Origin of the sequence: Thermocrinis jamiesonii (genome assembly GCF_000702425.1) — a bacterium.
Taxonomy (GTDB): Bacteria; Aquificota; Aquificia; order Aquificales; family Aquificaceae; genus Thermocrinis; species Thermocrinis jamiesonii.
Genome location: NZ_JNIE01000004.1, coordinates 117,088 through 143,183 on the forward strand (window position 1 = coordinate 117,088; position 26,096 = coordinate 143,183).

The window sequence follows — 26,096 nt, forward strand, 5'->3', positions numbered from 1 at the left end:
TAGATGCTTAAAATAGGCATAACCATCGGAGACCCCGCAGGTGTAGGGCCGGAGCTCATAATTAAACTAAGCGAACACTTTGATAAAGAAAAGGCTTACATCATATATGGAGAAGAAAAAATACTAAGAGCCTGTGCAAGGGAATTGGGTAAAAGCTTTGAAGCGAACCTGATAAATACTCCTGAGGAGGTTGAAAAACCCGGCGTTTATATCGTTGATCTAAACATCTCCGAAGTGGAGAAACCTGAGCCTTCTTTTACCTCCGGAAAGGTGGCGGTAGCTTACTTGGGAAGGATAGCAGTAGATGCGGTTTATGGAAAGATAGATGGTCTTCTTACTATGCCTATAAGCAAGTTTTGGGCTAAGTTAGCGGGGTTTTCTTTTGAAGGTCAAACTGAATTTTTAGCTCAGGCCTTTGGTATCAAAGACTACGCCATGCTGATGTATTCGGAAAAGTTAAAAGTGTGCCTGCTTTCAACCCACCTTTCTTTGAAGGAAGCCATAGAAAAGGTTACAAAACAAAACATTGTCAGTAAGGTAAAGCTTATAGCTAAGGAGTATGAAAAATGGTTTGGTTATGAGCCTTCCGTTGGAATACTTGGCTTGAACCCCCATGCGGGAGAAGGTGGGCTTATAGGAGAGGAAGAAGTTAAGGAGATCCTTCCTGCAATAGAGGAGTTAAGATCGGAAGGTTACAAAGTGGAGGGACCTTTGTCTCCAGATTCTGCCTTTTTAAGCAAAAGCTGTGATGTGTTTTTGTGTATGTATCACGACCAAGGGCTTATACCCTTTAAGCTTTTGGCTTTTAAAGATGGAGTTAATATGACACTTGGCATTCCTATCCCTCGCACCTCTCCAGATCACGGAACCGCCTACGACATAGCCTGGAAAGGGATAGCAGACCTTTCTCCTTCCTTACACGCCCTAAGGCTTTGCGAAGAGCTTGCCAAACTAAGAAAACAGGGCAGAGCCAATCCTTAAAATGGTAGCTCCCTCTTCTACAGCTACTTCAAAATCATTTGACATACCCATGGAAAGGTGTGGAAGTTTAATCCCGTAGTCTTTTTCCAACATCTCCTTAAGCTTTCTCAGCTTTATAAAGTAAGGTCTTACCTTTTCTGGGTCTTCTTCGTAAGGTGGTATGGCCATAAGTCCCAAAACCCTTATGTTTTTTAGGTTTAGACAGTATTCAAAGAGATTTTTTAGCTCTTCTGGGCTTACTCCACCCTTTGTTTCCTCACCACCCACATTAACTTCTATAAGCACGTCTTGGACCTTTTGTATTTTTTCTGCCCTCTTGTTTATTTCCTCCGCAAGGTTAGGTCTATCCACCGAATGGATAAGGGAAACTTTGTCTATGATGTATTTGACTTTGTTTGTTTGAAGTCTGCCTATGAAGTGCCAATCTATGGGTAAGTCTTTTAGAAGTTCCAGTTTCTTTAAAAAGTCCTGTGCCCTGCTTTCTCCAAAGACCTTAACACCACATTGATAAGCCTGTCTTATCTTTTCTGCGTCTGCATACTTGGATGCTCCAAGAAGGATTATTTCCTCTCTGCTTCTTCCGGACCTTTGGCAAGCTTGAAGGATTCGCTCTTCTATCCTTTGAACGTTTTGGCAAACCACATTATAATTATAATTAGCCGGAGTGGCGGAACTGGCAGACGCGGGAGACTCAAAATCTCCTGCCCGCAAGGGCGTGGGGGTTCGAGTCCCTCCTCCGGCATAAAAAATGAAAAGCATAATAGTCCTACTCTCTGGTGGAATAGACAGCGCAGTTTTACTCTGGCTTTCAAAAAGGGAATACGAAAGGGTTTTGGCCCTTTCCTTCGATTATGGACAAAAACACAAAGTTGAGCTAAAGTATGCAAAAGAGCTTGCAAAAATAGCAGGGGTAGAACACATAATAGTGGAATTGCCCTCCCTTAAAGGGATAAAAGGCTCAGCCCTTTTGGAAGGTGGTCCGGAGGTTCCCTCCGAAGAATACCACAAGGACACTCCACCCATAACCACCGTCCCTATGAGAAACTTGATCTTTTTAGCCATAGCGGGAGCTTATGCAGATGCTTACGAGATTGACACCATAGGCATTGCGGTTCATTCTTTGGACTCTCCCTATCCAGACTGTAGGCCAGAGTTTATAAGTGCTGCAGAGAGTGCATTGACCTGTGGTTCCACTTTAAGCGCAAAAAGGAAGGTAAGGCTTAAAGTTTATGCACCCTTTTTGGGTATGACAAAAAGGGATATTGTCAGTTTGGGTGTGTCCTTGGGCGTTCCCTTTGAGAAGACTTATTCCTGCTACAGGGGAACTGAGCCTCCCTGCGGAGAGTGTGCTACCTGCAGGCAAAGAGAAGAAGCTCTAAAAAGCATTCTGTTATAATAACATCTTGGTGGTTGAAGCATACGAACTTCACGGACTTTCTAAAGAAGAATATGAGAGGATAGTTGAAAGGCTCGGTAGAAAGCCCAATCACTTAGAGCTCGGCGTTTTGGGAGCTCTTTGGTCAGAACACTGCTCTTACAAGTCTTCAAAGAGACTTTTAAAACTCTTTCCTACGCAAGGGGAGCATGTTATTCAAGGACCGGGAGAAAACGCAGGTGTGGTTAAGCTTGACGATCAGGTCTGGCTTGCCTTTAAGATAGAAAGCCACAACCATCCCTCTTTTATAGAGCCTTTCAACGGTTCCGCAACAGGTGTGGGAGGAATAATAAGGGACATTCTTTCAATGGGTGCCCGTCCTATTGCTTTGATGGACTCTTTGCGCTTTGGTTTTCCGTTGGACGCAAAGACAAGGTATATAGTCAAAGGAGTGGTAAAAGGCATTTCTCATTATGGGAACTCCATAGGTGTTCCCACGGTGGGTGGGGAAACCTTTTTTGAAGAGTGTTATAAAACGAACCCGCTTGTGAATGCCTTCTGTCTTGGAATTATACCTGCGGGCAGAATGCTTAGGGCAAGAGGCACAAAGCCAGGCCAACTGCTTTTTCTTATAGGCTCTTCTACAGGTAGAGACGGCATTCACGGAGCGGTTATGGCTTCAGGTGAGTTTGGAGAGGACACGGAAAGCAAAAGACCAAACGTCCAAGTAGGAGACCCATACTTTGGAAAAAAGCTGATAGAGGCAATAATGAGGATAGTAGAGGAGGGTCTTATTGTTGGTATGCAGGACTTAGGCGCTGCTGGTTTGGCAGGTGCATCTTCAGAGCTTGCCAGCAAGTCCAAAATGGGTGTAGAGCTATATCTGGAAAAGGTCCCCCTCAGAGAGCAAGGTATGACACCTTACGAAATACTCCTTTCAGAAAGTCAGGAGAGAATGCTTTTGGTGGTAGAAGAAGAAAAGGTGGAAAGGCTTAGAGAGTTAGCCAAAGAGTTTCACTTAGAAGGGGAGGTGGTGGGAAGATTGACAGAAGATGGCATTTTTAGAGCTTACTTTAATGGAGAGCTTGTAGCGGAACTTCCGGTAAGCTTGATAACCGAAGAGGCACCCATCTATCAAAGGCCAAGCAGGGAACCGGATTACATAAAGGACTTGAGAGCTTTCAACGAGGATGAGCTAAAGGAAGCAGACTTAAGGGATGCCCTTTACAAGCTTTTGTCTTCTCCCAACGTGTGCTCAAAGGAGTGGATATACAGTCAGTATGATTATCAGGTGGGAACCAATACAGTCTTGGTGCCTGGGGCAGACAGTGCCATTTTAAGGGTCAAGTGGGTAGTCTATCCTGAGCTAAAAAGTGAAAAACTTATAGCTTTGAGCTGTGAAGGAAACGGTAGGATGGTCTTTCTGAACCCTTACGAAGGGGGTAAATACATAATTGCGGAAGTTCTCAGAAACCTTGCCTGCGTTGGCGCAAAACCCTTAGGAATAACTGACTGCTTAAACTTTGGAAATCCAGAAAGACCGGAAATTATGTGGCAGTTGGAAAAGGCAGTAAGCGGAATGGCTGACGCTTGTAAGTATTTTGGTGTGCCAGTAGTTAGCGGAAATGTATCTCTCTATAACGAAACTGTAGAAAGTAAAGAGATAAGAAACGTATATCCCACACCTATAGTGGTTGCGGTAGGCTACATTGAAGGAAAGACTTTTGTATCCCACAGGTTTGAAAAGGCAGGCAGTTTGATCTTTTTGATAGGAGACCTAAGAAGAAAGCTCAGCTTGGGTGGAAGCGAATACCTGAAGGTGGTTCATGGATTGGTCGCAGGGGATGTGCCAGCGGTGGATCTAAGGAAAGAAAAAGCTTTGCAAGAAGTGCTTATAAAACTCATAGAGGAACATGTTGTCCTTTCTGCCCACGACGTATCCACAGGAGGACTTTTGATAGCTCTGCTAGAATGCGCCTTTGGAACTGGGCTTGGCCTTGAGCTTAATATATACACAGAGGAAAGGCTTGATAGATTTTTCTTTTCAGAAAGCCCAACGAGGGTCATAGTAAGCGTAGAAAAGGGCAAAGAAGAACTCTTAAAGAACGCTGTAGAAGAGGCTGGCTTAGACTGGATGCTTTTGGGAAAGGTAAAGGAAGAACCAGAGCTTTCTATAAAGATCTATGAAGAGCTAATCTTAAAGGAAAAGGTCGAGGACTTAGAAAGGGTATGGAGAGAATACTTAACCAACACGCTTTGATATACTTGGCTTTTCTTTCTACTGTTTTCCTTTTGGACCTATTTACGAAACATTTGGCTGAATCGTTTATAAAGGAAGATATTCAAGTTCTGCCATTTCTAAAGCTGGTGCTTGTTTATAACAAGGGTGTTGCCTTTGGACTGCTTTCTGACGTTCCAGATTGGTTAAGGATACCAATATTGCTCGGGGTACCACCCATTGTGATAGTTTTTACTTTTTTCTACACAGTCAAGAGTAGAGATTGGCTTGTATCTTTGTCTATGGGTGCCATAGGTGGTGGTGCGCTTGGAAACTTTTACGACAGACTAATCCTTGGCGAGGTTAGAGATTTTATATACCTCTCTTACGGAAAGTTTTCTTATCCAGCCTTCAACTTAGCGGATGCTATGGTATCAACAGGATTGGTTCTGTTTTTGCTAAGGGAGGTGTTCAGGAAGAAGGAATGAAAGTTTCAGTCTTTAATAACAAAAATTCTGCTTTTCTTTTCAAACCTTCTTGGCTATGCCTTTTACCTTTTACCCTTTGCCCTTGTGCTTTTGTTCCTCAGAAGAAGGTTAATAAGCAAGGAGAACTTAGACAGATACTTTTTGAAGATCCCCATATTTGGAAAAGTTTCCTTTTACTTTCAGCTTTCAAGGTTTGCGGGAAGTCTGAGGATGGCTCTCTTTTCTGGCATACCTATGGTCAGAGCCCTCTCTTTGAGCATAGGCAGTATAACCAACGAATATATCAGAAAAAAGTTGGAAGATTTGCCGGAGCAAGTAGCAAAGGGCAGAAGCCTTTCGGAAGTTCTAAGGTCCAAAGAAGTTTTCCCTCCACTCTTTGTTAGTCTTCTGGCGGTGGGCGAAAAGAGCGGAGAGCTGGAAAGGTCCCTTTCCCTTTTGGAAAGGGTCTATGACCAGCAAGCCATGAGGGTTATAAACCTTTGGCTAAGGTTGGCTGAGCCTATTGCCATGCTGGTTATAGGTATTCTCGTAGCCTTTGTGGTGCTAAGCGTGATCTTGCCAATCTCTGAAATATCAGGAGGAGTAAGAAGGTAATAGCATGCTTTCTTTTAGCTCTCTCACCTTTTCTGCCAATTCCTCAAACCTTCTTTCTCCGCAGAGTTTAACAAGAGCACTTCCAACCACCACACCGTCAGACATTTTGGCAATTTCCCTTGCCTGCTCTCCCTTTGACACTCCAAACCCAACCACCACAGGCTTTTGACATACTCTTCTGTAAAGACTTAGATTTTCCCTTAGCCTTTCCAAGGGCAGTTTTTCCCTTTCTCCTGTGGTTCCAGTTAAAGAAACAAAGTAAGTTAGATCATCTGTGTATTGACATATAAGCTTGAGCCTTTTTTCCGTGCTTGTAGGAGAAGCCAACAGCACCAAAGCCATAGATTCCTTTTCGCACACCTTTTTTAACTCTTCGCACTCTTCCGGCGGAAGGTCCGGCACGATAAAACCATCTATGCCGTTATCCTTCGCAAGCTTTACAAACCTCTCAAGTCCAATCCTAAATATGGGATTGTAGTAAGTCATAAGAAGAAAGGGCACCTCTTTGAACTCTTCTTTCAAAAGACTTGAAGCCCTAAAAACGTCCTTAGATTTTATGCCATTGCTTAGGGCTACCTCGTGAGCCCTTTGAATTGTAGGACCATCCGCCACAGGGTCAGAAAAGGGAAAGCCTATCTCCAAAATATCCGTGCCTTCTTGGAGGACAACTCTAAAGGCTTCCAAAGAATCCTCAAAGGTGGGATAGCCCACCATAAGGTAAGAAACCAAAGCCTTTGCACCGCTTTTTTGTAAGTCTCTTAGCTTTTGTATCAACCTTTCCCTACCGTTTTCCATAGCACATTAAAGTTTATTCTATCCAAGGTTCATACTCAAGCACCTGTTCAAAGGTGTATGGACATTTATCTGGGAAATCCTTCTCAGTGGGTATTCCACCAAAAAACTGTTTTGCTAAGGTTTTGTTTTCTGGATATTTAAACCAACCGATTAAGCTTTTGACCGCATCTTCCCATGCTTCTTGAAGCTCTTCTTCGGATTTTTTTACCAAAGATGGGTTTTTTCTATAAAGCCTACTTAGTTCAAGTCTTGCGTTTATTGTGCTTTTTATCCAACTGTTTTCCATCTCTTGGCTGACCTTGAAGTTTTCTAACTTGTAAAGGTGTTCAAGGATTATGGAGATGTAACTTATCACGCTTCTTAGCTCACTTCTTCCCATGTCCTCTATTTCCTCCAAAAGGTTCTCCCAATCCACTTCTTCGTAGCGCCTCTCCTTCAAAAGCCTTAGGTTCTCCATAACCCAAAGGTAAAAGTCTTTTTCGTAAAGCTCTTTCCAGTTTGTTTTTTGAAGCATCTTGGACCTCTTTCTTGGTTTTTATCCTGGTTAAATTTGTACCTCTACCCTTCCGTTTTGGTCGTAAATATAGAGTTTTCCTTTTTCCTCATCCTTTGTCTTTTTGTGCGAGCCATCGCAGAAAGGTTTTTTGTTGGACAGACCGCACATGCATATGTAATACGTCTCTTCTCCAACTTCTAACTTATAAGGGCCGTTCTCCGTAAATACAACAAGTCTTGCCATAGAAATACCTCCTCAGTAAAAATTTATACAACAGAATAGCTCTTTACAAGCTTGTGCACTTCTGTGTAGTTTATGTCCCCTGCAAGTATGTATGCTTTGTCTCCATATCTGAATTTGGAGGAAAGCGTTATACAAAAATCGTCGGTAGCTTGGGATATGTATATGTCAGATATGTATATTTCGCCTTCTTTTGCCAGTTTGTAGTAGGGTTTTTCTGTTCTATCTGCCCCTTTTCTGCCCGTCTTTACAGGATACCTTATTCTTGGATTTATAACGTTGTTTGATATTTGTATACCTTTTTCGCTGATTATGTAAAAAATTTCAAAGTAGGGATACGTTTTAAACATCTCGTAAAGGGTATGTTCCCACATTTCCTTTTCTGTATGCCTTATCTTCCAGACTATCTGGGAAAAGTCCTCCTTTATCTTTTCCACTACCCTGTTTATGTACTCCTTCCCTCTGTATTCGCATACCACAACGGAGGGCTGTATGCCGTGGTATATAAAAAAGGAAATGTCTGATACGGACCTTAACCTTCCTTTAAGTTCGGCAATCACGCTGAAAAATTCTTCGTAGTTTTTCACGTTTTTTAGCTCCACACAAAAGCCAAGTATATGCACAGGTTTGGCTTCCGCATAAAGAAGAGAAAATTCTTTGTGAAACTCCTCCATGATTAGCTTGATCTTGTTTTCTTCTACGCGCGTGTGGGAAAGGGCATAAACCTCTCCTTCTTCTATTGAAAGAAAGGCATCTCCCTCCTCAATCTGGTCCTTTACGTTTTCCAAAAGAAGTTTGTAAAGGCTTTCTAACCTTGCAGTGCCCATCTGTTCTTTGAACCTCTTGGCTTCCTTTAGTTGGAAGCTGTAGAAATAGCCCCCTTCACCAAAGTATTTTCTCAGCTTTTGGAAGATAGGATAGACTGTTTCTTTGACGTTGCTAAAGTAGTGCAAAAGCACATGGTAAAAAAGAAGACCTGCGTAAGTCCCATCCTTATTTACCACCACGAGCGGTTTTTTGCTAAAGGTAAAAAAGTCAAACAGACCTCCCAGCTTGTCCAAAGAGGACCTAAAGCTTTTAACCTTAGGCAAGGAATAAGCTATGTCTCCAACCTTTAGGTCAGATCTATGCTGAGCCATTAAAAGATCCTTTTTTGAAACCAAACCTATGGGCTTTTTGTCCTTAACTACCACCAGTATGTCGTATATACCGTATTCATCAAAAACTTTGAGAGCTTCCTTTATGGAAAAGTCATACTCTATGGTTGGCACATAGGTAGCAATTTCTGAAAGCTCTACTTCCCTCATTACAGCTTAAGCTTCTTTATTCTTTCCGAAGCTTCCAAAAGCCTTTCTGTGCTAACGGTTAGGGATATTCTAAAGTAGCCTTCCCCGTGTTCTCCAAAACCGTTGCCCGGTGTGCAGACTATGGCGCACTCTTCTAACAAGCGCTCCACAAACTGAGCAGAGCTATAACCCTTTGGAACCTTTACCCAAAGGTAGAAGGTAGCATCAGAAGGGTATACTTCAAGACCTGCTCGCTCAAGAGCCTCCACCATAACTTTCCTTCTTTCTCTGTATAAGTCCCTTATGCTTTGCAGCTCTTGCTCGGGCAAGTTCAGTGCAGTAATAGCTGCTTCTTGAATAGCCTGAAACTGTCCAGAATCTACGTTGGTCTTTATCTTGCCCAAACCTGCTATCAGCTTTTCGTTTCCAACTGCCATACCAATACGCCATCCGGTCATGTTGTAAGTCTTTGAAAGGGAATGGAACTCTATGGCAACTTCTTTTGCCCCTTCTATCTCCAGTATGGATGGAGGTTTTTCTTCTCCAAAGTATATCTCCGAGTATGCCAGATCAGAGGCAACTATTATCCTATTTTCCTTAGCCCACTCTATTAACTCTTTGTAAAACTCCTTCGTTGCTTTTGCAGAGGTTGGATTGTTGGGATAATTTACCCATATGATCTTAGCTCTTTTGAGAACATCCTTTGGCACACTCCTAAAGTCTGGAAGAAAACCGTTTTCTTCTTTCAAAGGTAATACGTAAGGTTCTCCGCCCGCAAGAAGCGTGCCTATTTTGTAAACGGGATAGGCTGGATCCGGACATAGGACCACGTCTCCCGGATTTATAAAGGCTAAGGGAAAATGGGCAATTCCTTCCTTTGAGCCTATGAGAGCTATCACTTCCTTTTGAGGGTCCAAATCTACTCCAAACCTTTTCTTATACCAATCGGCCACCGCCTGACGGAAAGAAAGCATACCCTCGTAGGAAGGATACCTATGGTTTTCTGGTTTTTCTACCGCTCTTTTCATAGCTTCCACAATGGGTTTTGGTGTGGGAATGTCTGGGTCTCCCACCCCTAAGTCTATTACATCCGCACCCTGATCAAGCTTTTCTTTCTTCTTTTTGTCTATCTGGGCAAAAAGGTAAGGTGGAAGCTGGGCTATTCTTTGAGAGAACTCAAACATACCTTACACCTCCGCAGAAGTTTTTCTTAACTCTTTCCTTCTTAAGATTTTTTTATACTCTTCCAAGGCTAATTTTTCTTGCTCTAAAAATAAATCTTCCCTGCTTATCAAGTTATCCCAATCCACTTTGTCCGCAAAAAACCAAGGACCATCGGTGCATGCAAGCTTTACCTGACCATCTACCAACACCCTACAGACTAAACAAAGGCCGACCCCGTCCAGTATGTGCGTATTTACCATAGCTATGTGTTGTGTTCCTTGATTAATAAGTTGAACCTCTCTTGAAAGTTTATTGCTTCCTGCGGAAACCAAAAGGTCCGCATCTATGTGTCCTATCCTATCCCAAACTTCTACCTTATCAAACACGGACTCCAACCTTTCCTTTATTGGCAAAAAGCCGTCCTCTGATATGTGGTAAAGCTCAAGTTGGTTGTTTTCTTTCTTTAAATGCTTTGCTAAGTTGAAGGCAGGAGAAACACCCCAATCTTTCGTGATGAAAACTACCTTTCCGTAGTGCTTTACAGGAAAGGGGACTCCAAGAGGTCCTGCAACGTAAGAAAGGCTTTCCGCCTCTTCCTTTAGCTCTAAGGTTGACCTTCCTACAGTTTTTACCAAAAAGATAGCTTCCTCCCCCTCTACGTCCAATATGGAAAGAGGTAAAGGTTCCGAAAGCTCTTTATACTGAATGAGCGCATACTGTCCCGCTTTAGCACCTTTGAGATGATTTGCTCTTACCTTTATTAGAAGGTAATCTTCCCTTAGGACTTGCTTTTCTGTTATAGGATACATAGAGTGAAGATTATAAACCATTTGCGTTTAGCAGTTTTATAACTTCCTCAGCTAAATAGTCTCTGTTTTCTTTATTAACTTCCAAAAGAACCGCTCCTGGCAATCTTCTTATCTCTTTGACCAATGGATGCACATCTCTTATTGGTATAGTTGCTATAACCTTATACTTTGGATTAAAGAATATTTCTCTAACAAGCTCTCTAAATCGTTGAGAAAAGAGCTCCATCTTACCCACTTCATCTATCACTATATAAATGTCTTTCTCTCTTATAGCCTTCTCCAATATAGGAATGGCCACTGAGTCAAACCTGGAGACATTAACACCGTAAGAACCTACTAAGTGCTTAGAAGTAAAATATTTGCTGGCGAAAACTGTTTCCTGCCCTTCAGTATTTATAACCTTAAAGCCTATTCTCTTTTTAGTATTTTTGTCCCTTATCTCTTCTGTCCAAAATCCTCTCACTTTCTTTCCAAGTTTCTGAAGCAGTTTTTTTATTAGCGTAGTTTTTCCTATGCCGGGCTCACCTGTTAGAAGTATCTTCATAATGTGGGGGCAAAAGCCCCCAGAAAGATATTTTACTTTATAAAGTCCTTTAGTGCTTCGTAAGCTTTCATTGCTTTTTCAAACCTTTCATTCACCACATCCCAGTTTATGTTTTCCAAGAAGGCGTCAATGTAAGGTGGTCTTTTGTTCTTGTAATCGACGTAGTAAGCATGCTCATAGGTGTCTAAGACTATCAGGGGTATAAGTCCAGTGTAGTTATACACGTTGTGGGCATCCAAGCCATTTATCACAAGCCTTCCAGAAAAGATATCCAAACCAAGTACTGCCCATCCTCTGAAGGCTATGCCAGTAGCCTTTAGTTCCTGAACACAGGCATCCCAAGAACCAAAGTCCTCTTCCACCTTTTTCTTAAAGGCTTCCGAAGGCTGACCTTTAGCTCCTAAATGTCCAAAGTAAAGCTCATGAAGGACCACGCCCATGTAGTTGAAGGTCTCTTCCACCTTTAACTCCCTAAACTCAGAGTAGTTCTGATTAGCCTTTGACCTGTCTGAAAAATTAAGGTCTGCTAACTTTTCTTGGATCTCGTTGTATTTGGTAACATAACCCTTGTAGTGTGCCTCAAAGTGAGGCTCTATTTGGTCGTTGGATATGCCCTTTAGGTTTGAGGGCTTTAAGTGGTCCTTAGGCTGAAGTTTATGCACTGCCATGATATTACCTCCTTTTTAAGATTTATTACTATTTTAAACCTTTTTAAACTCAGGTGGTAATTCTCTTGGTGGCACTCCGATGTATTCTACTTCCTTTTCTTCGTCTAACCTCTTTGAGAATGGCTTTTCCATAGTTAGCTCCTCATACACGTGAGCTACCAAGCCCGGAACTCTACCTATTATGAAAAAGCCCTTTCCAAGCCTCCAGTCAAAACCCATCTCCGAGGCTATTGCCGCTATAGCACCGTCTACGTTCAATACCAACCTCTTTCCCTTTTGTCTTTCTATTTCATCCGCTACCTCTTCTGCAAACTTACAGTGAGGTCCATAAAAGCCAAGGTCTTTTGCAATGTCCATAAGCCTTTTGGTTCTGGGATCAAATTCCTTGTAATATCTATGTCCATAGCCCGGTATGGGCTTTTTGCTTTCCAAGTATTCCCTTACTATCTCTTCCACCGCTTTACCACTTTTTACTCCTTCTTGTATGAACTTCATAGCATCTTCTAATGCGCCCCCATGGGCACTGCCGAAGGCAAGCACTCCAGCGGCTACTCCTACGTTTAAAGAATTTCCACCGGAAGCAACAGCCCTTGCGGCAATAGCCGAAGGAGGAGCTGTGCCGTGGTCTATAACAGATACCAGCATAGCTTCCATCATCTTAGATTCTTTGTCGTTTGGCAGTTCCCCCTTGAGTATTAAGTAGATAGCTTGAGCAAAGCTTAGGTTCCCCACCATGTCTAAAAGCCTATAGCCCCTTATGTAGGTTTCATGCCCTACATGCTGAGTTATGGCAGTCCTCCACTTTTTCTCCATACTCAACCTCCTATAAGTTCTTTATTCATCTTTACCTTAGCCCTTTCCCTCAGCTTCTGAACGTAGTAGTTTATCATAGTGTCTCTTTTTAGGGAATATATGTCTTCAAGCATGCTCTTTCTTTGTTGATTGTCCATGCTTACTTGCTCCTTTCTTTCAACGACTAAGATGCCATAACCTTTTAGCAAAGGATAGGGACCGAACACCTTTTCATCAGATAGCAAGATATTGAACAGCTCGTTTTCCTCCAGTCTCAATACGGACATGAGTTGAGAAGCGGATGTTTGGGAAAATTCAATGTATTTGTAAGAAACCGCTCTGTTTTGCTTTAAATCCTCCCTTACCTTTTCTGCAATAGGCTTTATCTGTTCAGAAGCTTTGCTTTCCCTTAGAATGTTTTTTATTTCCTCTTTTACCTCTTCCAAACTTTTGTACTGTCCTTGCTCTTCTTTTACAAGAAAGATCACCACATACTCATCTCCAACCTTTACTATGCCAAGTCTGTTATTTTGGTTCAGTTTGTCTATTTCTACCCTAAGTTCTTCGGGTAGTTCTTCTCTCTTTTGAGGCAGAACAATCTCTTGGAAGTTTTCCACTTCTTTCCCATTACTTAAGGCCTGGTAAATCTCGCTTGCTTTTTGTTTTTCCTTCTCCTTCCAAATTCTTACAACCTTACTTGGCTCTTTTTTAAACATCTCTTTATTTTTTGCATAAAAATCAAGTATTTCTTCTTGCTTAATTTCTATCTGAAGTCTGTCTGGTGTTACAAGGTAGAGCTTACCGCTTATGTTGATGCTTTGGGGCAAAAGGTTTATGTCTTCTTCCTTAGGGGTTAGGTATGCACCGTTTCCTACCAAAGCTAAAAGTTTTTGTATGCTAAGCAGTTTCCTTATGTATTCTTCGTATTCCACAGGCTCTAAGCCGAGTCTGGATAGGCTTTCCTTGTATTTTGAATTGCTAAACACACCGTTTTCTTGAAAGCTTGGGTCAGACTTTATGACTTCTACAACCTCTTGGTCGCTTGCCACAAAGCCTAACTCTTTAGCCTTCTTGTAAAGAATCTCTTGAACTATCAAGCTTTCTAACACCTGGTCCTTTATGATATTCTCCATATCCTTGTTTTGCAGAAAATCGCCGTATCTTAAAAGCTCTCGTCTGTAATCCCTCAGGGTAATACAAGAACCATCTACCTCAGCCACACATCTCTGACCAATTCTAAAAATGTTGGCTACATCTCCTGTCAAAAATAGCCATAACAGAAAGGCTATGGAAACAAAACCAATTACACCTACCACAAACTTTTTGTTTTTATGGATGTAAGAATACATCTCTAAAAAGTTTAACAGAAATCAGCCTGGAAGGAGTCTTTTAGGTTACTAAACAAGTTTGTATATTGGGCGATATACTATTCTTAGTTATGGACTTACTTACTGTAATAGGAATAGTAGGTGGTTTGGTAGCCCTTCTAATAGGTGCAGTTCTTAAGGGTGCAAGCATACTGTTTCTTATACAGCCTGCCGCCTTTGTAATAGTTGTGCCTACTACTCTTTTTGCAAGCTTGGTAACAGTGCCAATTTCTAAGTTTTCTCTAATAATACACGGACTAAAAATAGCTTTCAAAGGTGGTAGCAACGAACTTTTAGAAACTAAGAATCAATTGGTAGAGCTTGCCAATCTTGTAAGGAAGGAAGGAATGCTATCCTTAGAAACAAAAGCAGAAGAAATAACTGATCCTTTCTTAAAAAGGGCCATAGATTTGATGGTGTTGGGCGTAGAAGAGAACGTTTTTGTTGAAAGTCTGGAAGCGGAGATAGCTAAAAAAGAAGAGGATTATGAAATAGCGGTTGAGTATTGGAAAAATTCTGCGGAAAGCGCGCCTACCTTTGGTCTTGTGGGGGCGGTCTTTGGTCTTATGAAAGCTTTAAAGAGCTTAGATAACGCACAAGAGTTAGCTTACGGTATATCTTCAGCCTTTGTAGCTACTGTCTACGGTATAACTTTTTCCTATTTGATCTTTGGTCCAATAGCAAAAAAGATAAAAATCAAATCAAAAGAAGAAATACTGAGAATGTATATGATCGTTGATGCGTGTAGAATGATGCTTAAAGGAGAAAATCCAAGGCTTATAGAAGAAAGGCTTAACTCCTTTGTGGAGGTTAAGTAGTGGCAAAGAAGAAAAAGTGTCCAGAAGAAGTATCTGAAAGATGGGCTATTCCTTACGCTGATTTTCTTACCCTTCTTCTGTGTTTGTTTATAGCCCTTTTTGCAATGGCTCAAGCTGGAAAGCAGGCAGCATTGGAATATGCGCAGGCCTTTGCAAAGGCCTTTGGCATGCGATTGGTCCCCTTTCAAGAAACTTTACCCAAGCAAATATTACCTCAGCCCGTAGTGCCAAAAAGCGAGCTAACCGAAAAAGGCAGAAGAATACAGAGGCAGATAAGAGAACTTGAGGAAATGTTAAAACGCATGGGTCTGGAAGGTGAGTTTAAGGTAGCCTATGAGGTAATAGGAATAAGGCTGATACTACAAGAGAAGATACTGTTTGCTTCTGGGAGCGCAGATATAAGGCAAGAGATGTATCCCGTTTTGGACAAAATATACGAAATAATAAAAGACCTACCAAATCCGGTGGAGGTTGAAGGTCATACGGACAGCATACCCATATCCACGGAAAAGTTTCCGTCCAACTGGGAGTTATCGGTTTCAAGGGCTTCCTCCATAGTTAGATACTTTATAGCCAGAGGCATAGCCCCGGAAAGGCTGAAGGCTTCTGGTTATGCGGACACAAGGCCTATAGCATCAAACGCCACACCGGAGGGTAGAGCTCAAAACAGAAGGGTGGAGATAGTAATTCTTAACATAAAAGGTGCAGAGCTTACTAAACAAACACCTCAACAGCCTTAAGACTATGGATTATTTTCTCTACCTCTTCTTCTGTTAAGTATGGATGGACTGGTATGGAAAAGACTTCTTTTTTAAACCTCTCAGCGTTGGTAAGTGGAAGATGCTCTGCACCTCTTAACTCACTGAGAAGATAGCTATAATACACCCTTGCGTCTATCCCGTTTTCTTTGAGCAAAGATATTATCCTATCCCTCTCTTTGTGCCTCAGAGTATAAAGGTGATACACATGATAGGCACCTTCCCTTTCCGTTGGATGTATAAAGCTTGAGTTTATGCTTTCTGAATACCTTTTGGCTATCTCCCTTCTTCTTCTGTTTCTTTCGTCCAAGTGCTTGAGTTGTATGGCGCCGATGGCAGCTTGAAATTCTGTTATTCTGACGTTAAAAGCAGGATGCTCGCCAAAATCTATCCACTTCTTTACTTCCTTAGCGATCTTATCATCGTTTGTTGCTATAACTCCTCCCTCTCCCATGGGAACATTTTTTGAAGCGTAAAAGCTAAAGGCAGATAAATGTCCTAAGCTTCCGACCTTTTTTCCAAAGAATTCCGCTCCATGGGCTTGGGCAGCGTCTTCAAGAACAACAAAGCCATACTTTTCAGAAAGGTAGTTTATTGCCTGCATGTCTGCAGGCTGGCCATAAAGATGGACAGGAATAACCACCTTTGGGTTGTATCTTTTTACCGCATCCTCCAGTTGATTTGGGTCCATTGTGTAATATTCATCCACATCTACCACTATGGGAATACCACCCGCCAAATAAACCGCATCTATGGTTGCCATAAAGCTCATGGCTGGGACTATTACCCTTTCCCCCTCAACCTTCAAAGCTTTTAGGGCTATAAACAGGGCTACAGTGCCAGAGCAAACTGTAAAGGCATACTTAACACCTAAATACTTAGCAAAGGACTCTTCAAAAAACTTGGTCCATTCGCCTCTTGTTATCTTGTGGCTTTCAAGTATTTGAACTATCGCTTGTTTTTCTTCTTCAAAAAATCTTGGCTCTATTATGTTTATCATTAGTTAAATTATAAGAGAAAACCCTCCCTGTAACCTCTTATAAATTCTTCTCCAGAAACTCTTTTACCTTTTTGATTTATGAGTTCTAAGATTTCCACTGCACCCTCTCCACAGGCAACTACGAGTCTTTTTTTGTCTATTATTTCTCCTGCCTCTCCCACACCATCCGCAAGTTTGGCTCTTAGGATCTTTAACCTCTCTCCCTTTGGAGTTAAACAGTAGGCCTCTGGGAAAAATGCCCTCACCCTGTTTATCACACTTTGGGCCTGTGCCTTCCAGCAAACTTTTAGCTCCTCCTTTATTACGGGTGGTGCATAGGTAGGATTACCTTTTTGAGGCTTTGGCTTGATTTCTCCCTTAAACCAAAGCTTTAGAGTTTCCACAAGCAAAAATGCACCTATCTTAGAGAGTTTTTCTGAAAGGGTTTGGTAATTGTCCTCTGGTTCTATCTTTACTATCTGCCTTGAGAGTATGGGTCCGGTGTCCATTCCTTCGTCCATAAGCATTACCGAATTGCCAGCCCACTTATCTCCAGCCAAAAGACTCCTCTGAATAGGAGAAGCTCCCCTATACTTGGGAAGCAAAGACGCATGAAGGTTTATGCATCCAAATTTTGGAATTTGAAGCATGTCCTTTGTTAGCAACCTGCCGTAGGCAACAACCACCACACAATCAGGCTTTAAGCTCTCTAAGAGTTGATAGAGTTCTGTTTTACTCTTTGGTTGAAAGCAATCTATACCTATTTCTAAGGCAAAGAGCTTTACGGGTGGGGGTGTAAGCTTTTGTCCTCTGCCGGAGGGTTTGTCTGGTTGAGTTATAACCGCCTTGACCGTAAAGTGTTTTGTAAGTTCCATCAGGCTTGGCAAAGCAAAAGTAGGGGTTCCCATAAAGACTATGTTCATTCTTTTACAAATTCCAAGAAAACGTCTTGTTGAAAGGTCTTCAGTTCCCTGAGCCTTAGCTTTATGCCATCCTCTACCTTTCTTATACCAAGGTCTCCTATTCTTACTCCCTCTCCAAGGATGATGGGTGCCACAAAGACGCATAGCCTGTCAAAAAGTCTATTTTCTAAAAAACTTGTTAAAGTCTTGGCTCCTCCCTCCACCAACAGATGCATTACTTCTTTAAAGTAAAGTTCTCTTAAAACTTCTTTAAGGTTGAGCAGACCGTTTTCGTGCTCTGCCAGTAGAACTTCCACTCCTTCCTCTTCTAAAGCTTGGATCTTTTCTTTGTCTTCCACAGCGGTTATAACGATAGTCTTTGCTTCTTTGTCTTTTATAAGATTGCAGTCCATCGGGATCTTTAATTTTGGATCCAACACTATTCTAAGCGGATTTTTTTCCCACTTAAAGGCTCGCACCGTAAGCTTAGGGTTGTCCCTAAGGACTGTGTTTATTCCAACAAGCACCGCAGAGGCTTCAGCGCGCAGTTTGTGGGCGTAGTTTCTGCTTTCTTCTGAGCTTATCCACTTGCTTTGGTAGTCCTTTGTTGCTAAGGAACCATCCAAGCTTTGGGCAAACTTCAAAGTTACGTAAGGTCTTTTTTGGGTGATGTAGGTAAAAAAGTCTTCGTTTATCCTTTTGGCTTGGTCTTCTAAGACACCTACCTTAACCTCTATCCCTGCCTGCCTTAGGCGTTCTACTCCTTTTCCGGAAACCAACGGGTTTGGGTCCAAGACAGCTATAACCACTCTTTTAACCCCTGCCTTGATGATGGCGTCTGTGCAAGGTGGAGTGCGTCCGTAATGGACGCAAGGCTCTAAGGTAACGTAAAGGGTAGAGCCCTTTGCAGAATCTCCTGCGATCGCAAGAGCCTTAGCCTCAGCATGAGGCATTCCAGCCCTTTCATGATTGGCTTTGGCTATAATCTTGCCATCTTTGACTATCACACATCCAACGGTTGGGTTTGGGTGTGTTAAGCCCTTCCTTTCTTTGGCCAGCTCTAAGGCCAATCCCATAAAGTAAGCATCATCCATCAAAGGGATTCTTCCATAATTTCTTTCATTAGCTTTTCTACTTCCTCCGCCACTGGTTTTAATTCTGGTTCGTTATACATGTCAAGCATTGCAGTAGGTGCTATGGTGCTAACTACTGTTTTGTTGTCCCTTTGAAAGATAGCAATTCTACAGGGCATGGCGGTGGATATGAAGGCGTTTTTTGACAGCACCTGGCTTGCGTGCTTTGGAGAGCAAACTTCCACTATTATGCACTCGTAGTCTATAGGCACACCTTTGTTTTTTAGAATGTTAGAAACTTCATGCACAGACATAACGCCAAAGCCCTTTGCCTTAGCCTTCTCTTCTATAGCCTGTCTTACCTCTTGCACACTTTTCTCTGTTTCAAAGTTTATCAACATGCTTATACCTCCTCCTAAGGTCTTCTAAAAGCTTAGGATAAATTATATTCAAAGCGTCGTCTATTGCAAAACGTCTGCCAATATCCCCTTCCGCACCGGAGGGAAGAGAGTAAGAAACTTTCGCACCGTAGTTTTTTTCTTCACCTTTAAATTTGAGCTTAAAGGAAAGGTTCAGTTCATAAACATTTACCCTTTGAGAAGGAGAGATGCCTGCGGGATTTTCCTTTAATTCCAAAACCGCCACATTCACCTCTTGAGTGCCCTCTTTACAACCAAGTTTTGCTCCTGCTTGCAAAAAAGCCCTCTCTACCGTATTTCTCAACGCATGGGTTAGGTATGGTTCAGGAAAAGGATTGTTAAGCTGTTTTATGCAGACCTCCGCACCAAAGCTAATGCTCAAAAGTAAAAGTTTAAGTATTAACCCTTGCTGGATGCGGATTGTTTTGCCCTCCACCTTAGGTATTCTTCTATAAACGGGTCTATGTCCCCGTCCATTACCCTTTGCACATCACCTACCTCTAAGCCTGTCCTTAGATCCTTTACCATTTGGTAGGGTTGAAATACATAGGACCTTATCTGGTATCCCCAACCTATCTCAGTTTTCTCACCTTCCAAAGCCCTCCTTTTTTCTTCCAGCTTCTGAAGTTCCAACTGATAGAGTTTAGCCTTCAAAAGCTCCAAAGCCTTCATTCTGTTTTGATACTGAGACCTTTCTTGTTGGCAGGTGACCACGATACCGGTTGGTTTGTGCCTTATTCTAACTGCGGTATCTGTCTTATTTACGTACTGGCCACCTGCTCCGCTGGCTCTAAAGGTTTCCATCTCCAAATCCTCTTCCCTTATCTCTATGTTTATAGTTTGGTCTATCTGAGGGACTACAGACACTGAGGCAAAGGATGTGTGCCTTCTGGCGTTGGCGTCAAAGGGAGAAATGCGCACAAGTCTGTGAACTCCACTTTCCCCTTTCAAATAACCGTAAGCGTATGGTCCTTTTATAAGCATGGTAGCACTCTTTATGCCTGCTACATCGTCAGGCTGATAGTCTATGATCTCTACCTCATAGCCCCTTTTCTCCGCCCACCTTCTGTACATCCTAAAAAGCATTTCAGCCCAGTCGCACGCTTCTGTTCCACCCGCACCAGCTTGCACGGTAAGGTAGGCATTCTTTTCGTCCATTTCTCCAGAAAGGAAAACCTTAATCTCCATGCTTTCAATTAGCTTTTCCGCATTTCTTAGCTCCTCCTCTATCATTTGCAAGCTGTCAAGATCTTCATCCGAAACTATTTCCATAAACTCTTCAACGTCTTTGAGAGTTTTTTCTAATTCCCTTAGGGTTTTTAGATTGTCTTCAAGCCATTTTCTTCTTTGCGTCAAATTTTTCGCTTTTTCTGGATCGCTCCAAAAGTCCCCAGAGGCCATAGTTTTGTCTATTTCCTGTAACTCCCTTTCAAGATTATCTGGGTCCAAACCGTGTTTTACATCCTCAAACCTATCTTTTAAGTCCTGCAGTTTTTCCTTTAACTCTAACATCATAAAAAATAAATATAATATCGGTTTCGGGTATAATTAAAAAAGACAGATGGCGAAGCTTAGGGTTTTGGTTGTTCCAAAAAGGGGACTTTTGGACCCAGAAGGTAGAGCTGTAAAAGAGGTGCTGGAAGACAACGGCTACAAGGTAAAAGAGGTTAGGGTGGGTAAAATAATTGAGCTGGATGTGGAAGACCCTTCCCAGGTTAAGGAGATCGTAGAAAAGTTTCTTTATAACCCACTCATAGAAGAGTATGTGATAGAATGAGGTTTGGCGTTTGTGTATTCCCGGGTTCTAATTGCGATTATGATACCTACTATGTGCTCAGGGATGTGGTTGGTGTGGATGTAAGATTTTTGGATTACAGGGAGACGAAGATAGAAAACGTAGATTGCGTAGTTTTGCCCGGTGGTTTTTCCTTTGGGGACTACCTCAGGGCTGGTGCGTTGGCGAGTAAAACTCCTCTGGCAAAGGCTATCGTAGATTTTTCTCAAAGGGGTGGGCTTGTGGTTGGCATTTGCAATGGTTTTCAGATCTTAACCGAGCTTCACCTCTTGCCAGGAGCTCTTCTAAAAAACGAAAATTTAAGGTTTGTTTGCAAAGACGTGTTTTTGAGAGTAGAAAACAATTCCACACCTTTTACGAAAAAGCTAGAAAAAGGAGATGTTATAAGACTTCCAATAGCTCACGCAGAAGGCAGGTATTATGTTCCAGAAGAAGAGCTGAGGGAAATGGAAAGGAGAGGTCAGGTGCTTTTTAGATACTGCCAAGAAGACGGCACGGTAAGTCAAGATGCCAACCCAAACGGTTCTGTGGGAAACATTGCAGGAATTTGCAACAAAGAATTTAACGTCTTTGGGCTTATGCCCCATCCGGAAAGAGCTTGTGAGGACCTTTTAGGATATCATGACGGGCTTTTACTTTGGTATTCTTTAGTTAGTGCCTAAAGTGTCTTGTCCCCGTAAAAACAAGGGCTATTCCATGCCTATCGCAAGCCTGTATTACCTCCTTGTCCCTTATGGAACCACCAGGTTGTATGATGGCAGATATGCCCACCTCTGCGCATAGTTCCACGCTGTCGCTAAAAGGCAAAAAGGCTTCGGAAGCCATTACCGCACCATTCAAATCAAAGCCAAACCTCTTAGCCTTCTGAATAGCACACCTTAAGCTATCAACCCTTGACGTATTGCCTGTGCCAATGCCAATGGTTCTACCGTCTTTTGCAATAACCACAGCGTTTGACTTTGCATACTTGCAAACTTTAAAAGCAAAAATTAGGTCCTTTACCTCCTCAGGCGTTGGCTTTCTTTGACTTACCACTTCAAACTTTTGATAATCTACGGTGTCTTCTTCCTGAAGTAAATACCCACCGCTGACCTTTTTAATGTCCCAATAGTGAGACAAACCAAAGAATTGAATGATCCTTAGATTTTTCTTGATCTTTAGAACTTCCATAGCCTTCTCTTCATACTCAGGTGCAAGAATTACCTCAAGGAAAAGTTCCTTTAACAGCTTTGCAGTCTCTAAGTCCACAGGACAGTTAAAGGCAACTATGCCACCAAAGGCAGATTCTGGATCGCTTTCTTTGGCTCTCAAGAAGGCTTCCGCTGGACTTTTACCAAGGGCTACTCCGCAAGGATTGTTGTGCTTTACAATAGCACAGGCTGGCTCCTGAAACTGAGACACGAGCTTAAAGGAAGAGTCCGCATCTAAATAGTTGTTATAGGACATCTCCTTTCCATGAAGGACCTTGGCTTTAGTTATGCCCAAGCCCTCTAAGGGATTCTCCAAAAGCCAAGCTCTTTGGTGTGGGTTTTCTCCGTATCTTAACTCTCCGAGAGATTTCACCGGAATGGCAAATTTTGGAAATATTCCATCTATTTCAAAAAGGTCAGAAAGTGCCCTTGAGATTAAACTGTCGTAGTATGCAGTCATAGAAAAAGCCTTTAGGGCTAAGTATTTTCTGTCTTTTAGGCTAATACTTCCTTCCTTTAGCTTTTGGGCAACCCATCCGTAGTCCTCTGGGTCGCAAACCACCAAAACCCTGTAGAAGTTTTTTGCAGAAGCCCTAAGAAGGGCTGGTCCGCCCACATCTATAAACTCCATAAGCTCCCTCTCTTCCAAACCCTCAAAAAACTTTTCTTCAAAGGGGTATAGATTTACAACTACCGCACCTATTGGTTCTATGCCGAGCCTGTTGGCATCTTCCTTGTCCTTTTCCACCCAATCTCTCATAAGTATGCCACCGTGTATAACAGGATGCAGAGTTTTTACCCTACCGTCAAAGATTTCCGGAAACTTCGTGATGTCTTCCACCTCTACAACTTCTAATCCCTTCCTTCTTAAGTAATCAGCTGTGCCTCCGGAAGATACAAGCTCGTATCCAGCTTCTTTCAAGGCATGGGCTAACTCCTCTACTCCTTCTTTGTAATACACTGAAATAATAGCTTTCATAAGTAGTTATTATAAGGGTTTGCGTAATCACCTGTCTTTTACCTCAGTTAACATGGGTATGTAAATGATTACTATCATATCTCTTCCTCTCTCTTAGTCATACATTTGTCTTTTGGAGGTAAGAAAAATGTTGAAAGTTTTTATGTTTTTCGCCTTTCTTCTTACCATATCCCACGCCCAAGAAGAGCTTACTTTTAGACAGGTGATGCAAATAGTTAACAGTGCTACTTTAAGGATCCTTCAAGGTTTTCTCTTAAACAACGATGAGCTAGTAGTTCGTGGTGCTGAGGAGATTGCTCGCCATCCAATGCCAAAGGGAGGGCCCATTCAATACATAGATCCCTCGAAAAGGGCCGAGTTTCTAAGGGCAATGCCAACCTTTGAAAGACAGGTCCATGGTTCTGCAGAGGAGATCACCAAGCTTATGAGGGAAGGGAAAAAAGATGAAGCTTACGAAAAGTTCAATTGGATGTTGCAGGGTTGTATGGGATGCCACCGATTGTTTAGAGACCTTGAAAGGAGATAAACATGAAAGAAAAATTGTTTGAAAAGCTAAGAGAGGTGATAGATCCCCATACTGGAATGGATATAGTGTCTATGGGTTTGGTAAAGGAGATAAAAATAGAAAATGAAAAGGTTAAGATTTCCATAACTCCAACCAGCCCTTTCTGTCCAGTGGGAGAATACCTACTCCGTGCGGTGGAAGCCAAAATAGCCTCCTTAGGATATATTGCAGACGTAAAGCTTGAGAACTATCTATTTAAAGAGGGAGATTAAAAACATGAGACTAGATGTTAGGGACTTAGAGCCACCTCAACCGATGATAAAAATTGTTCAGGCTCTTGAAAAGCTCCAAAAAGGTGAAGTTTTGGAGGTGCTCGGTTCAAGACCTTTCGTCCACCTTTTACCTAAGCTCTCGGAGATGGGTTATGAGTATGAGCTAAAAGAAACAGAAGAAGGTTTTCTCCTTAGGATATGGCGCAGTGATAAGACAGAACCCTTAGAAAAGGAAGAGGTTGCCTGTGCAAAGGAGTTGGAGTTTGAGATTACAGAAGAGACAAACGTGGGAGAACTCCTAAAAAGAGTTCCGGAGGCTCTTGATGTGCTTATAAAATATGGCTTTACCCCTCTTAAAAATCCCATATTGAGGAAAATACTACCCCATACAGTAACCCTCGGGCAGGCTAAAAGGATAAGAAGGATGTCAGATGAAAAGTTTCTCTAGATGTTAGAAGATCTGAGAAAACTCATAAGAGAATGATAAGACCTGCATCTTTACTGAAGCTTACTCCTCTTTATGTGCATGTTTTCTTCTTATTACTTTTACTCTCTTTGGTTCTTAAGCTTTTTGGGAGAAACTACACCAACCTTCTTATATTCTATGCCTTCCCCGGCTTAATATCAGGTGTTATTTTCCAACTTTATCCCACAATACAGGGTTACTCTATCAGAGGGGAGGTCTTTACTTACGCCTATATGCTTTTGTGGATCGGGAATACTCTCTATTACTTACTCTTTGGAAAGATAAATACCCTGTTTTACTTCACACTCCCCTTTTTGCATATGATGTTATTAGTTTTCAATACGAAAAAACTAAAGGACCCAATCGTTCTGTTCATCCTAACCGGCAGTTTGTTCTACCTTCTCTCTGGTGTTTTTGTTAATCATGAAAATAGACTATTTTTAAAGCACCTTATAACTGTTGGCTATTTTATGCCCGTTATAGTAGGCTCCTATTACGTTTTTGTTCCCATGCTACAATTAGAGAGTTTGGACAGAAGGTATATACTATGGATAAATTTAGCTATACAAGCTACAAGCTCTATCTTAGTTTCCCTATCTTGGTATCTATCCAACTACACTTACCTTTCTTACTCTGGCATTGTTCAGCTTTTATCCGTGGGTGTGCTTTCTTATGGTGTCTATGATACGCTAAACCAAAGGAGGAGTCCATTAAAAGGGCTTGATGTGTCGGTTAAGTTTCTTATTTTGGGGTTGTTTTTGTGCTGGTTTTATCTTTTAATTGGCGTTTCCATAGCAGGCATCAAGGATTTTGGATTGTTCATGCTTCATTCTGACGGTATGCTCTACGGATTCTTAACTGTGATTACTGTAGGTGCCTCTTATCACATACTGCCTTTCCTGTTTTGGTGGAAGTTTTACGCACCAAAGATGGGAAAAGAAAAGGTGCCCACTCTAAAACAGATTTTGGATGTAAAAGTAGCAGAGAGACTTCTTATTCTTATCCCTCCAATGATAACTGGGCTTTTGTTAGGAAATGTTCTCCATCCTTACATGGAAAAGCTTTTTTCTTTTCTCCTTTTCCTGACCTTTGGTTATTACACCTTCCGCATCACACCCTTAGTCTTAAAAACTCTGCTTAGAGCCAATTAGTTTATTATATTTCCATGCTGATAAGAATAGCCCACAGTCCAGACGCAGGCGATGCTTTTATGTTCTATCCATTAACCGCTGGTATTATAGATACAGAAGGTTTGCAGATAGAACACGTGCTGACAGATATTCAAACCTTAAACGAGTACGCTATGAAAGGTACCTATGAATTATCTGCAATGTCCTTTCATGCCTATCCATACATCTCCGATAAATACTTGGTCCTTCCAAGTGGATGAAGTGTGGGAGATGGCTATGGACCTTTGATCGTAGCGAAGGAGGAGTTAAAAAGCCTGAAGGGAGAAAAAGTAGCCGTTCCTGGACTTTTAACTACAGCTTACTTAGTCTTAAAGCTTTACTAGCCAGAGATTGAATCAGTAGTCTATCCTTTTGACCAAATCCTTGATGCGGTTTTATCTGGACAAGTTAAAGCAGGGCTGGTGATACACGAAGGACAGTTGGGATATCAAGAAAGAGGACTTTTAAAAGTAGTAGACCTGGGGGAATGGTGGAAGTCTCAAACTGGCCTTCCACTACCTTTGGGTAGATTCGTAAGTATGTATGTAAACCAAAGAACTCTGGACTATGGAGAGGATGGCAGAAAGGCAGTAAGGCTACTTTTGGAGCTCGGATACAAACAGGGTATAATAAAAGTTCCACCACCCGATGTTGTATTTTCAGACGAAGTCAGTTAAATTTAGACAATAAATGGAAAAATTGGAAATCGATTTGAGGATGTTCAAAAAATCCTTCAAGGTGGTTATAATAAAAGCTAAGATGTATGTAAAAAAGCTTAAAAGCCTTCAGAGCGAGCCAAGTAATTCCAACTCCCGTCAATCTGCCCTTGTCTTGCCTTTGCTGGAGAAGTTCTTTGTAAGGGACTTTTCTAATATGGCAAAGGCGGGCAAGTAGGTTAGTTCCCTTAGAAGTTGGGGGACGTCCCGATGAGGGATTTTTCCAACAGCCTTAGCC

Annotated in this window: 32 protein-coding genes, 1 tRNA gene and 1 pseudogene; 16 read left to right on the plus strand and 18 right to left on the minus strand. The window is 41.9% G+C overall.

Annotated features, from left to right (window positions below; translation table 11 throughout):
- Positions 1-3: 3 nt before the first annotated feature.
- Positions 4-981: a 4-hydroxythreonine-4-phosphate dehydrogenase PdxA gene (gene pdxA, locus K217_RS0104825; RefSeq protein WP_029552002.1), complete on the plus strand. Its 978-nt coding sequence runs from the start codon at positions 4-6 to the stop codon at positions 979-981.
- Here pdxA and K217_RS0104830 read toward each other — a convergent pair.
- The gene (locus tag K217_RS0104830) at positions 952-1,623 is read right to left on the minus strand and encodes a YggS family pyridoxal phosphate-dependent enzyme (protein ID WP_029552003.1); all 672 of its coding nucleotides are present in this window, start codon (positions 1,621-1,623) and stop codon (positions 952-954) included. The genes pdxA and K217_RS0104830 overlap by 30 nt on opposite strands.
- Before the next feature lie 16 nt (positions 1,624-1,639).
- Between K217_RS0104830 and K217_RS0104835 the strand changes: the two genes are divergently transcribed.
- The 5 genes from K217_RS0104835 to K217_RS0104855 all read left to right on the plus strand — a co-directional run bounded on the left by K217_RS0104835 (position 1,640) and on the right by K217_RS0104855 (position 5,656).
- Positions 1,640-1,723, plus strand: a tRNA-Leu gene (locus K217_RS0104835).
- Between the two features lie 6 nt (positions 1,724-1,729).
- Positions 1,730-2,377 (plus strand): 7-cyano-7-deazaguanine synthase QueC, encoded by a 648-nt coding sequence (gene queC, locus K217_RS0104840; protein WP_029552004.1) that lies wholly within the window; start codon positions 1,730-1,732, stop codon positions 2,375-2,377.
- Positions 2,378-2,387: 10 nt separating this feature from the next.
- A complete protein-coding gene (gene purL / locus K217_RS0104845) occupies positions 2,388-4,616 on the plus strand; it encodes a phosphoribosylformylglycinamidine synthase subunit PurL (RefSeq protein ID WP_029552005.1) in 2,229 nt (742 codons plus the stop codon).
- A complete protein-coding gene (gene lspA, locus K217_RS0104850) occupies positions 4,586-5,062 on the plus strand; it encodes a signal peptidase II (protein ID WP_029552006.1) in 477 nt (158 codons plus the stop codon). Before purL ends, lspA begins: the two co-directional genes overlap by 31 nt.
- A gap of 84 nt (positions 5,063-5,146) precedes the next feature.
- Entirely contained in the window at positions 5,147-5,656 is a 510-nt protein-coding gene (locus K217_RS0104855; RefSeq protein ID WP_029552007.1) for a type II secretion system F family protein, read from the plus strand.
- On the opposite strand, the gene trpA is transcribed toward K217_RS0104855, so the two are convergent.
- The 10 genes from trpA to K217_RS0104905 are packed head-to-tail and all read right to left on the minus strand — an operon-like array spanning position 5,636 to position 13,799.
- Positions 5,636-6,451, minus strand: a complete 816-nt coding sequence (gene trpA / locus K217_RS0104860; protein WP_029552008.1) for a tryptophan synthase subunit alpha — start codon at positions 6,449-6,451, stop codon at positions 5,636-5,638. The two genes, K217_RS0104855 and trpA, sit on opposite strands and share 21 nt — an antisense overlap.
- 13 nt (positions 6,452-6,464) lie before the next feature.
- Positions 6,465-6,965 (minus strand): DUF29 domain-containing protein, encoded by a 501-nt coding sequence (locus K217_RS0104865; protein ID WP_029552009.1) that lies wholly within the window; start codon positions 6,963-6,965, stop codon positions 6,465-6,467.
- Between the two features lie 30 nt (positions 6,966-6,995).
- The gene (locus K217_RS0104870; protein ID WP_029552010.1) at positions 6,996-7,190 is read right to left on the minus strand and encodes a CDGSH iron-sulfur domain-containing protein; all 195 of its coding nucleotides are present in this window, start codon (positions 7,188-7,190) and stop codon (positions 6,996-6,998) included.
- A gap of 23 nt (positions 7,191-7,213) precedes the next feature.
- Entirely contained in the window at positions 7,214-8,494 is a 1,281-nt protein-coding gene (locus tag K217_RS0104875; RefSeq protein ID WP_029552011.1) for a PDC sensor domain-containing protein, read from the minus strand.
- On the minus strand, positions 8,494-9,657 hold the full coding sequence (locus tag K217_RS0104880; RefSeq protein WP_029552012.1) for an LL-diaminopimelate aminotransferase: 1,164 nt from the start codon (positions 9,655-9,657) through the stop codon (positions 8,494-8,496). Before K217_RS0104880 ends, K217_RS0104875 begins: the two co-directional genes overlap by 1 nt.
- A 3-nt stretch (positions 9,658-9,660) precedes the next feature.
- Positions 9,661-10,446 carry an iron-sulfur cluster-binding protein gene (locus K217_RS0104885; protein ID WP_029552013.1) on the minus strand — a complete coding sequence of 262 codons (786 nt, stop codon included), beginning with the start codon at positions 10,444-10,446 and terminating at the stop codon, positions 9,661-9,663.
- 10 nt (positions 10,447-10,456) lie between these two features.
- The gene (locus K217_RS0104890) at positions 10,457-10,990 is read right to left on the minus strand and encodes an NTPase (RefSeq protein ID WP_029552014.1); all 534 of its coding nucleotides are present in this window, start codon (positions 10,988-10,990) and stop codon (positions 10,457-10,459) included.
- A 32-nt stretch (positions 10,991-11,022) separates the two neighbouring features.
- Positions 11,023-11,658, minus strand: coding sequence for a superoxide dismutase (locus K217_RS0104895; RefSeq protein ID WP_029552015.1), 636 nt, complete (start codon positions 11,656-11,658; stop codon positions 11,023-11,025).
- Positions 11,659-11,691: 33 nt separating this feature from the next.
- Positions 11,692-12,471 carry a citryl-CoA lyase gene (locus K217_RS0104900; protein WP_029552016.1) on the minus strand — a complete coding sequence of 260 codons (780 nt, stop codon included), beginning with the start codon at positions 12,469-12,471 and terminating at the stop codon, positions 11,692-11,694.
- 2 nt (positions 12,472-12,473) lie between these two features.
- On the minus strand, positions 12,474-13,799 hold the full coding sequence (locus K217_RS0104905) for a peptidylprolyl isomerase (protein ID WP_029552017.1): 1,326 nt from the start codon (positions 13,797-13,799) through the stop codon (positions 12,474-12,476).
- An 89-nt stretch (positions 13,800-13,888) separates the two neighbouring features.
- Here K217_RS0104905 and K217_RS0104910 point away from each other — a divergent pair, with 89 nt between their 5' ends.
- Together K217_RS0104910 and K217_RS0104915 are read left to right on the plus strand one after the other, a co-directional pair.
- Positions 13,889-14,635, plus strand: a complete 747-nt coding sequence (locus K217_RS0104910; protein WP_029552018.1) for a motility protein A — start codon at positions 13,889-13,891, stop codon at positions 14,633-14,635.
- Positions 14,635-15,375 carry an OmpA/MotB family protein gene (locus K217_RS0104915; protein ID WP_038028117.1) on the plus strand — a complete coding sequence of 247 codons (741 nt, stop codon included), beginning with the start codon at positions 14,635-14,637 and terminating at the stop codon, positions 15,373-15,375. Before K217_RS0104910 ends, K217_RS0104915 begins: the two co-directional genes overlap by 1 nt.
- On the opposite strand, the gene K217_RS0104920 is transcribed toward K217_RS0104915, so the two are convergent.
- The 6 genes from K217_RS0104920 to prfB are packed head-to-tail and all read right to left on the minus strand — an operon-like array spanning position 15,350 to position 20,281.
- On the minus strand, positions 15,350-16,393 hold the full coding sequence (locus tag K217_RS0104920) for a DegT/DnrJ/EryC1/StrS family aminotransferase (protein WP_029552020.1): 1,044 nt from the start codon (positions 16,391-16,393) through the stop codon (positions 15,350-15,352). The two genes, K217_RS0104915 and K217_RS0104920, sit on opposite strands and share 26 nt — an antisense overlap.
- 8 nt (positions 16,394-16,401) lie before the next feature.
- Entirely contained in the window at positions 16,402-17,295 is an 894-nt protein-coding gene (gene fmt / locus K217_RS0104925; protein ID WP_029552021.1) for a methionyl-tRNA formyltransferase, read from the minus strand.
- Positions 17,292-18,368, minus strand: coding sequence for a bifunctional diaminohydroxyphosphoribosylaminopyrimidine deaminase/5-amino-6-(5-phosphoribosylamino)uracil reductase RibD (gene ribD, locus K217_RS0104930; RefSeq protein WP_029552022.1), 1,077 nt, complete (start codon positions 18,366-18,368; stop codon positions 17,292-17,294). The genes fmt and ribD overlap by 4 nt, the downstream gene beginning before the upstream one ends.
- A complete protein-coding gene (locus tag K217_RS0104935) occupies positions 18,368-18,748 on the minus strand; it encodes a DUF302 domain-containing protein (protein WP_029552023.1) in 381 nt (126 codons plus the stop codon). The genes ribD and K217_RS0104935 overlap by 1 nt, the downstream gene beginning before the upstream one ends.
- A complete protein-coding gene (locus K217_RS0104940; RefSeq protein ID WP_052178090.1) occupies positions 18,732-19,148 on the minus strand; it encodes a hypothetical protein in 417 nt (138 codons plus the stop codon). The genes K217_RS0104935 and K217_RS0104940 overlap by 17 nt, the downstream gene beginning before the upstream one ends.
- 17 nt (positions 19,149-19,165) lie before the next feature.
- The gene (prfB, locus tag K217_RS0104945; protein ID WP_029552025.1) at positions 19,166-20,281 is read right to left on the minus strand and encodes a peptide chain release factor 2; all 1,116 of its coding nucleotides are present in this window, start codon (positions 20,279-20,281) and stop codon (positions 19,166-19,168) included.
- Positions 20,282-20,327: 46 nt separating this feature from the next.
- Between prfB and purS the strand changes: the two genes are divergently transcribed.
- A complete protein-coding gene (gene purS / locus K217_RS0104950) occupies positions 20,328-20,543 on the plus strand; it encodes a phosphoribosylformylglycinamidine synthase subunit PurS (RefSeq protein ID WP_029552026.1) in 216 nt (71 codons plus the stop codon).
- Entirely contained in the window at positions 20,540-21,223 is a 684-nt protein-coding gene (gene purQ, locus K217_RS0104955; protein WP_029552027.1) for a phosphoribosylformylglycinamidine synthase I, read from the plus strand. The genes purS and purQ overlap by 4 nt, the downstream gene beginning before the upstream one ends.
- On the opposite strand, the gene purH is transcribed toward purQ, so the two are convergent.
- Positions 21,213-22,730, minus strand: a complete 1,518-nt coding sequence (purH, locus tag K217_RS0104960; RefSeq protein ID WP_029552028.1) for a bifunctional phosphoribosylaminoimidazolecarboxamide formyltransferase/IMP cyclohydrolase — start codon at positions 22,728-22,730, stop codon at positions 21,213-21,215. The two genes, purQ and purH, sit on opposite strands and share 11 nt — an antisense overlap.
- Positions 22,731-22,857: 127 nt before the next feature.
- Here purH and K217_RS0104965 point away from each other — a divergent pair, with 127 nt between their 5' ends.
- From K217_RS0104965 to K217_RS0104990, 6 genes and pseudogenes are all read left to right on the plus strand, one after another.
- On the plus strand, positions 22,858-23,256 hold the full coding sequence (locus K217_RS0104965; protein ID WP_029552029.1) for a hypothetical protein: 399 nt from the start codon (positions 22,858-22,860) through the stop codon (positions 23,254-23,256).
- A 2-nt stretch (positions 23,257-23,258) separates the two neighbouring features.
- Positions 23,259-23,507: a metal-sulfur cluster assembly factor gene (locus K217_RS0104970; protein WP_029552030.1), complete on the plus strand. Its 249-nt coding sequence runs from the start codon at positions 23,259-23,261 to the stop codon at positions 23,505-23,507.
- A 4-nt stretch (positions 23,508-23,511) separates the two neighbouring features.
- Positions 23,512-23,955 (plus strand): DUF1858 domain-containing protein, encoded by a 444-nt coding sequence (locus tag K217_RS0104975; protein ID WP_029552031.1) that lies wholly within the window; start codon positions 23,512-23,514, stop codon positions 23,953-23,955.
- 338 nt (positions 23,956-24,293) lie between these two features.
- Positions 24,294-25,124: a hypothetical protein gene (locus K217_RS0104980; RefSeq protein WP_231476995.1), complete on the plus strand. Its 831-nt coding sequence runs from the start codon at positions 24,294-24,296 to the stop codon at positions 25,122-25,124.
- Between the two features lie 14 nt (positions 25,125-25,138).
- A pseudogene (locus K217_RS07495) lies at positions 25,139-25,819 on the plus strand (menaquinone biosynthesis family protein).
- Positions 25,820-25,859: 40 nt separating this feature from the next.
- Complete coding sequence (locus K217_RS0104990; protein ID WP_197017594.1) at positions 25,860-26,036, plus strand: hypothetical protein; 177 nt, start codon at positions 25,860-25,862, stop codon at positions 26,034-26,036.
- Positions 26,037-26,096: the final 60 nt, after the last annotated feature.

Excerpts from the sequence above, each read along its gene's own strand:
- pdxA (WP_029552002.1), top strand. The coding sequence starts at position 4 with ATGCTTAAAATAGGCATAACCATCGGAGACCCCGCAGGTGTAGGGCCG.
- queC (WP_029552004.1), top strand. The coding sequence starts at position 1,730 with ATGAAAAGCATAATAGTCCTACTCTCTGGTGGAATAGACAGCGCAGTT.
- lspA (WP_029552006.1), top strand. The coding sequence starts at position 4,586 with ATGGAGAGAATACTTAACCAACACGCTTTGATATACTTGGCTTTTCTT.
- trpA (WP_029552008.1), bottom strand. The coding sequence starts at position 6,451 with ATGGAAAACGGTAGGGAAAGGTTGATACAAAAGCTAAGAGACTTACAA.
- K217_RS0104865 (WP_029552009.1), bottom strand. The coding sequence starts at position 6,965 with ATGCTTCAAAAAACAAACTGGAAAGAGCTTTACGAAAAAGACTTTTAC.
- K217_RS0104870 (WP_029552010.1), bottom strand. The coding sequence starts at position 7,190 with ATGGCAAGACTTGTTGTATTTACGGAGAACGGCCCTTATAAGTTAGAA.
- K217_RS0104875 (WP_029552011.1), bottom strand. The coding sequence starts at position 8,494 with ATGAGGGAAGTAGAGCTTTCAGAAATTGCTACCTATGTGCCAACCATA.
- K217_RS0104880 (WP_029552012.1), bottom strand. The coding sequence starts at position 9,657 with ATGTTTGAGTTCTCTCAAAGAATAGCCCAGCTTCCACCTTACCTTTTT.
- K217_RS0104885 (WP_029552013.1), bottom strand. The coding sequence starts at position 10,446 with ATGTATCCTATAACAGAAAAGCAAGTCCTAAGGGAAGATTACCTTCTA.
- K217_RS0104890 (WP_029552014.1), bottom strand. The coding sequence starts at position 10,990 with ATGAAGATACTTCTAACAGGTGAGCCCGGCATAGGAAAAACTACGCTA.
- K217_RS0104895 (WP_029552015.1), bottom strand. The coding sequence starts at position 11,658 with ATGGCAGTGCATAAACTTCAGCCTAAGGACCACTTAAAGCCCTCAAAC.
- K217_RS0104900 (WP_029552016.1), bottom strand. The coding sequence starts at position 12,471 with ATGGAGAAAAAGTGGAGGACTGCCATAACTCAGCATGTAGGGCATGAA.
- K217_RS0104905 (WP_029552017.1), bottom strand. The coding sequence starts at position 13,799 with ATGTATTCTTACATCCATAAAAACAAAAAGTTTGTGGTAGGTGTAATT.
- K217_RS0104910 (WP_029552018.1), top strand. The coding sequence starts at position 13,889 with ATGGACTTACTTACTGTAATAGGAATAGTAGGTGGTTTGGTAGCCCTT.
- K217_RS0104920 (WP_029552020.1), bottom strand. The coding sequence starts at position 16,393 with ATGATAAACATAATAGAGCCAAGATTTTTTGAAGAAGAAAAACAAGCG.
- fmt (WP_029552021.1), bottom strand. The coding sequence starts at position 17,295 with ATGAACATAGTCTTTATGGGAACCCCTACTTTTGCTTTGCCAAGCCTG.
- ribD (WP_029552022.1), bottom strand. The coding sequence starts at position 18,368 with ATGGATGATGCTTACTTTATGGGATTGGCCTTAGAGCTGGCCAAAGAA.
- K217_RS0104935 (WP_029552023.1), bottom strand. The coding sequence starts at position 18,748 with ATGTTGATAAACTTTGAAACAGAGAAAAGTGTGCAAGAGGTAAGACAG.
- prfB (WP_029552025.1), bottom strand. The coding sequence starts at position 20,281 with ATGATGTTAGAGTTAAAGGAAAAACTGCAGGACTTAAAAGATAGGTTT.
- purS (WP_029552026.1), top strand. The coding sequence starts at position 20,328 with ATGGCGAAGCTTAGGGTTTTGGTTGTTCCAAAAAGGGGACTTTTGGAC.
- purQ (WP_029552027.1), top strand. The coding sequence starts at position 20,540 with ATGAGGTTTGGCGTTTGTGTATTCCCGGGTTCTAATTGCGATTATGAT.
- purH (WP_029552028.1), bottom strand. The coding sequence starts at position 22,730 with ATGAAAGCTATTATTTCAGTGTATTACAAAGAAGGAGTAGAGGAGTTA.
- K217_RS0104965 (WP_029552029.1), top strand. The coding sequence starts at position 22,858 with ATGTTGAAAGTTTTTATGTTTTTCGCCTTTCTTCTTACCATATCCCAC.
- K217_RS0104970 (WP_029552030.1), top strand. The coding sequence starts at position 23,259 with ATGAAAGAAAAATTGTTTGAAAAGCTAAGAGAGGTGATAGATCCCCAT.
- K217_RS0104975 (WP_029552031.1), top strand. The coding sequence starts at position 23,512 with ATGAGACTAGATGTTAGGGACTTAGAGCCACCTCAACCGATGATAAAA.
- K217_RS0104980 (WP_231476995.1), top strand. The coding sequence starts at position 24,294 with ATGATGTTATTAGTTTTCAATACGAAAAAACTAAAGGACCCAATCGTT.
- K217_RS0104990 (WP_197017594.1), top strand. The coding sequence starts at position 25,860 with ATGTTCAAAAAATCCTTCAAGGTGGTTATAATAAAAGCTAAGATGTAT.